This window comes from Mesorhizobium sp. M0751 (genome assembly GCF_040320265.1).
Lineage (GTDB): Bacteria > Pseudomonadota > Alphaproteobacteria > Rhizobiales > Rhizobiaceae > Mesorhizobium.
In genome coordinates this window covers 1-5,311 of record NZ_JAMYPH010000057.1, presented here as the reverse complement: position 1 = coordinate 5,311, position 5,311 = coordinate 1, and the positions used below count along the sequence as shown (strand labels likewise).

The 5,311-nt window shown below is 60.3% G+C and carries 2 protein-coding genes and 1 pseudogene; 1 reads left to right on the top strand and 2 read right to left on the bottom strand.

What is annotated here, in order from left to right:
• Positions 1-328: 328 nt before the first annotated feature.
• Positions 329-2,161, bottom strand: a complete 1,833-nt coding sequence (gene asnB, locus NKI19_RS32450) for an asparagine synthase (glutamine-hydrolyzing) (protein ID WP_352567678.1) — start codon at positions 2,159-2,161, stop codon at positions 329-331.
• A 357-nt stretch (positions 2,162-2,518) separates the two neighbouring features.
• A pseudogene (locus tag NKI19_RS32445) lies at positions 2,519-2,920 on the bottom strand (acetoacetate decarboxylase family protein); the annotation flags it as partial.
• Between the two features lie 514 nt (positions 2,921-3,434).
• Between NKI19_RS32445 and NKI19_RS32440 the strand changes: the two are divergent.
• Entirely contained in the window at positions 3,435-5,150 is a 1,716-nt protein-coding gene (locus NKI19_RS32440) for an IS1182 family transposase (RefSeq protein ID WP_352567679.1), read from the top strand.
• Positions 5,151-5,311: the final 161 nt, after the last annotated feature.

The window sequence follows — 5,311 nt, the reverse complement described above, 5'->3', positions numbered from 1 at the left end:
TTTGGTCTCAGCGTGATCGCCTCAGCTTAAGCCAATCAAATCTAAAGACGTTCTGTGGCGGTTATGCTCGCAAGATTTTTGTTATTGGCAGACCGTGACATCGTCCTACTGGTTAGACCGGGATACGAACGTTGAGTGATATATATCCTGAGAATAACAATATCTTGGGCCCCCGTCCCTCTTCCTACCGACGGTGGCTTGGGGAGCGCTGCAGATTAGGCGTGTGTCCGTCCAACCCATCTCGTGATTTTGCTCAAGCCTAGACAACACAACAGACGGGGCCACTCAACCGGATTCCCTGTTCAATCCCGACTTTCGGGTCAGGCTGTCAGATCGAGAGACTCACGTGGTAATCGGTGAGGAAATCCTGCAGGGCCAGGATTTGCTCTACCGCCCTGAAGTTGTCGGTCGCATCGAGCAACGCCAGGGACCTGTTGACGGACAACAGCGGTGCCACTACGGCATTGCGGTCATTGAGCAGGGCTGTGAACCGCGTGCGTAGCATTTTGTCGTAGGTGGCATCCTGGATAAGCGGATACGCGCTCTTAACTCGCTGCACCACCGACTGCGGGATGAGGTCCGCCGTGGCGGCCCGCAGCAGACTCTTCTCGCGCCCGTCGAAGGTCTTGTGGGTCCATGGGGTGCCGAATACGTACTCAACGAGGCGGTGGTCGCAGAAAGGGACCCGCACCTCGAGACCTGTAGTCATGCTCATCCGGTCCTTGCGATCGAGCATCAGCGGCAAGTAACGCGTCAGGAAGAGGTAGCAGATCTCGCGCATGCGACGTTCGTGCGGATTGGCCGAGGCCGGCCCGGTCAGAGCCGGTACTTCAGCAAGTGCCCTGCGGTACTGCTCGTCGACGTAGCCCGGGAAGTCGAGTTTCTGGACAAGGCCAGTGTCTAGGCACCGCCGCGCGACATCGTCGCTGTCAACGATCCAGGGAAACGTGTCGGCCTGAACGTACGAAGGATCGTGGAAATGCCGGTAGCCGCCGAAAAGCTCGTCGGCTGCCTCCCCAGACAGGGCCACTGTCGAGTGTTGCCTGATGGCCCGGAACAGCAGGTAGAGCGAGCTGTCTCCGTTGCCGCCAGTCAAAGGCAGGTCTCGAGCGTGGAGGATGGCGGCTTGCACGTTCGGATCCATGAGTTCCTGCGCCGACAAGGTGATGTCCGTATGATCGGTACCAACGTGTTTCGCAACCTCCTGCACGTATGGCCGGTCGGGTGTGGGGCGCGCCGGGCCGGGAATGAAGTTGTCAGTGTAGCCGACGAAGTCAACGGCAAAGGACCGGATCCGTTCGTCGCTGAAGCGCGCGGCCAGTGCAGTCATGGCCGACGAATCAAGCCCGCCCGACAACAATGTGCACAGCGGGACGTCGGCGACGAGCTGCCGCCGGATCGTGTCCTCGAGCAACTCGCGGACGCGCCGAACGGTGGTCGGGACGTCGTCGGTGTGTCCGCTGTCGGTAAGATGCCAATAGCTCACCTGCCTGATGCCGTCGCGGGTCACGCGGACTACGTGGCCGGGCCGTACCTCATGCATGCCATGGAGAACGGTGCCGTCCGGGTCGGGGATGGGGCACAGGGCGCGACGAAGCCCGTCGGCGTCTATGGCTCGTTCCGCGAGACTATTGGCGAGGATCGCCTTCGGCTCGGAGCCGAATAGCACTCCGTACTCCGTCGGGTAGTAGTAAAGCGGCTTGATCCCGAGCCGGTCGCGTACAAGAAGCAGTTCGCGCTTGGCGGTGTCCCACAGTGCGTAGGCGAACATCCCGTTGAGTTCGCTCACGGCGTTGCGGGGGTCGCGGCAACCCCACTCGCGGTGAGCGTGCAGCACCACCTCGGTGTCGCTGCTCGTGTCGAACCGGTGGCCCAGGGCGAGGAGCCGTTGACGCAGCTCGCGGTAGTTGTAAGTCTCGCCCGTGTAGACGAGCACCAAGGCCGGTCGGCCGTCCTCCTGAAGCGTCATCGGCTGGCGCCCCCCCTCCAGGTCGATGACCGCAAGGCGGCGGTGTCCTAGCGCAGCGGGCCCATCAATCCAAATCCCCTCGTCGTCTGGACCGCGGTTCGCCATGGTGGTCGTCATATCGGCAAGCTCCCTTCGCGTGTCGGGACCTCCGAGGTCACGATTGAAGTCGATCCATCCACAGATGCCGCACATGTTTTGCCTCCTTCCTAATCAACTGTCGCGCATTTCGGGCGAGCCCGGGGCGTCGCACCCCCGCGAACACTCGATGTCCTTTATGGCTGCCTCACTCCAACCGGCGCCATAATCTTGACGCCGACATTGCTGACCCGGATTTCGAGGCGCCGGAAGGTCTCGAGCGGCTGTACTGAGCGCGCTTCCACCTGCTCGTTTTGACATCCAGCCCAAACTCCGGTGCACGTTTGCCATCGGATCCGATCCCCGGACCCCGTTTGTTGGATAGCGCTCTTGGTTAAGACTCGCCTGCCCTTTCGCGGGCAGAGCTAAGCGCAATCTCCTGGCCTATCGGAATCGCGGCTCCGATAGTCGCCACTACCTTGTCGAGAAGCGGGCCACCGGCTCCATCGTCGTACCGGTTCGATAGATATCATTCTGAAAGTTCATGGATTCTTCCCGATAGAGTGGCTCGTCTTCCGCGAGATAGTCGTGGACGACCTTCCCGGCGTGAGGTGAGATCTAGCGACGATGTGTACGGCCGACGCCAGTTCCCGCACTCGCAGTTCGACAAGAGGTGCAAGCGCATGCGACCAGAGGTTAGGGCTGCAGGACCGGTGCCGTCGATGCGAGATGATTTTGAGGAGGAAGTTCGGTCGGCGAGCGAGGGCCTTCACGCTTGCAAGGTCAGCGACTCGGTGCTTGCAGCCCACGGTTCTCCGTCGCGACGCGGACAGGCCCGTAGTCCAGCGTGCCCAAAAGTGTATCCCTCTCCGTTCGGTGGCCGGCTTCATCGGAATAAGCACTAGCTCACACGTAGTCGCGAACATTCGCGCATCAGCGCATCGATGTATATCGACAAGGATCGCCCTCATTGCCTTCCGCCGCAAGATAGTCGTACCGAGCTGGATCAGCTGACAGGGAATAAGACCAAGACGCTGGCTGCTTGGGCGAATAGGAGCAATACTCCTATGGCCTTCGACCAGGATGAGCACTCGTATTGCCATTGCCGTTGACCTTCCGTTGCGTTCTGTGCGGCGGCCTGACCGTAAATTGGTCAACTTTTATCCGAGCCTGCTTTCAAACGTCGCGGTGAAAGTATCATTGTCAGCAGCCCTGCGGGCGCAAAGATTCTGTAAATTTGGTTGAAGGATACGTTGCACGTCCTGGTATAGCGCGGCGATCTGGGGTTCTTCCGCATACTTGATACTGTTGGCGAAGTCAGCACTTTGGGCTCGACGAATGCAGAGAGCCTTGATTCCCTGGGTATTCCCACTGATTCGAGGAGCATTGAATGTCGCTGCGGCCAGACCTTTCAGTCGGAATTCCTGAGGAGACGATGCGGGTCGCCAAAGCTGCTTTTCCGCGAGGCTGCATGCTGATGATCCTGCGCGACGATTTGGGGCCGATCTTCCATGACCAACAGTTCGCGTCGCTCTTTCCCGCGCTCGGTCAGCCTGCCGCGACGCCATGGCGCCTGGCGCTCATCACCTTGCTGCAATTCGCCGAGGGCTTGTCGGATCGACAAGCGGCGGGTGCCGTGCGAAGCAGGATCGACTGGAAGTATCTGCTCGCTCTCTCGCTCACCGATGCCGGCTTCGACCACACGGTCTTGTGCGAGTTTCGTGCGCGCCTGATTGCCGGCCGGGCTGAAGCGATATTGTTTGACGCTGTTCTCGACATCGCCAAATCGCGCCATCTCGTGCGGCCTGACGGTCGCCAGCGCACTGACTCAACCCGTGTCGTCGCGGCGGTGCGCGGTCTCAACCGCATGGCGGGGATTACCGAAGCCATGCGCCATGCCTTGGAGGTGTTGGCTGTGGCAGCGCCAGATTGGCTGCGAGTGCAGGCAGCGCCTCATTGGGTGGAGCGCTACCAACGGCCAACATTAGCAACCCGATTGCCCCGCAACGAAACGGCGCGTCAGAACCACGCCCGCGAGATTGGAGGGGATGGGCACCGTCTCCTGGCGGCGATCTTTGCCGCGGATGCGCCTACATGGTTGCGCGCGATACCGGCCGTCGAGACGTTGCGCCTAATGTGGGTGCAACAGTTCATGCTGCTCGACGGCGAGATGCATTGGCGCACGGCGGCGGATGGCATTCCGCCGGCCGTTCTGTTCGTCAGCACGCCGCACGATGTTGACGCTCACTACGCGCGCAAGAACTTAGCCTCGTGGGTCGGCTACAAAGTGCATCTGACAGAGACGTGCGATGCTGATGCGCCGCCGATCATTACGCATGTGCGAACGACCACGGCGCCGGTCGCCGACGACCAGGCCACAGAACCCGTTCACGAAGCCCTGGAACAACAGGGTATTTTGCCATCTCAGCACTTCGTCGATACAGGCTATCTCAGCGCTGGAATTCTTGTTGAGACCCGACAACGCTTTGGAGTCGATCTGATTGGGCCTGTTCGTCGCGACATGCGCTGGCAAGCCCAGGCGGGCAAGGGCTTCACTGCCGACGCCTTTCAAATCAATTGGGATGAACGCCGCGTCACCTGTCCGCGGGGGGCGTACAGTTCCAGTTGGACTGCAGCTACCGACAATGGTGCAACCTCGGTATTCAAGATCAAGTTCTCCCGCAAAGACTGCGGTGCTTGCTCCGATCGCGTTGATTGCGCAGGGGCACATGCAAATCGGCGCAGCATGACGCTGCGCATGCAAGATCAACACGAAGCGCTGAAGGACGGGCGCCAACGACAGCAGACAGCCGAATTCGCAAGACTATATGCCTGCCGAGCTGGGATCGAAGCGACAATATCGTACGCGGTGCGCGCCTTCGGCATGCGCCACGCCCGCTACATCGGTCAAGCCAAAGCCCACCTTCAGCATCTTGCCACAGCCGCGGCCATGAATCTCATGCGTTTGGCGCGCTCACCGAAGACCCCGTCGCACGGACAAGGAGCCGCCGGATATCCGGTACGTCGAGCCGCGAGGCAAGACGGAATCTGCCAGCACGAAGGCGGAGAGGAGCAAGGGATGAGTGGGTACGACCAACGTATGTGAACTTCCGATAAACGTCGTGATCTTTGACAAGCCAAACGTGCTGACAGGCTTGAACCAAAAATCGCGGCGCCAAGCTGTCGCTTCCGCTATAAGGTCCTTGTCAAGCGTGCCGACGATAGCTGGCTCTGCGAGAGAGGGGCTCCTCCGGCTCATTGGTTTTC

What these genes read in the sequence shown, in the direction of transcription:
- asnB (WP_352567678.1), bottom strand. Translation starts at nt 2,161, where the DNA reads ATGTGCGGCATCTGTGGATGGATCGACTTCAATCGTGACCTCGGAGGT.
- NKI19_RS32440 (WP_352567679.1), top strand. Translation starts at nt 3,435, where the DNA reads ATGTCGCTGCGGCCAGACCTTTCAGTCGGAATTCCTGAGGAGACGATG.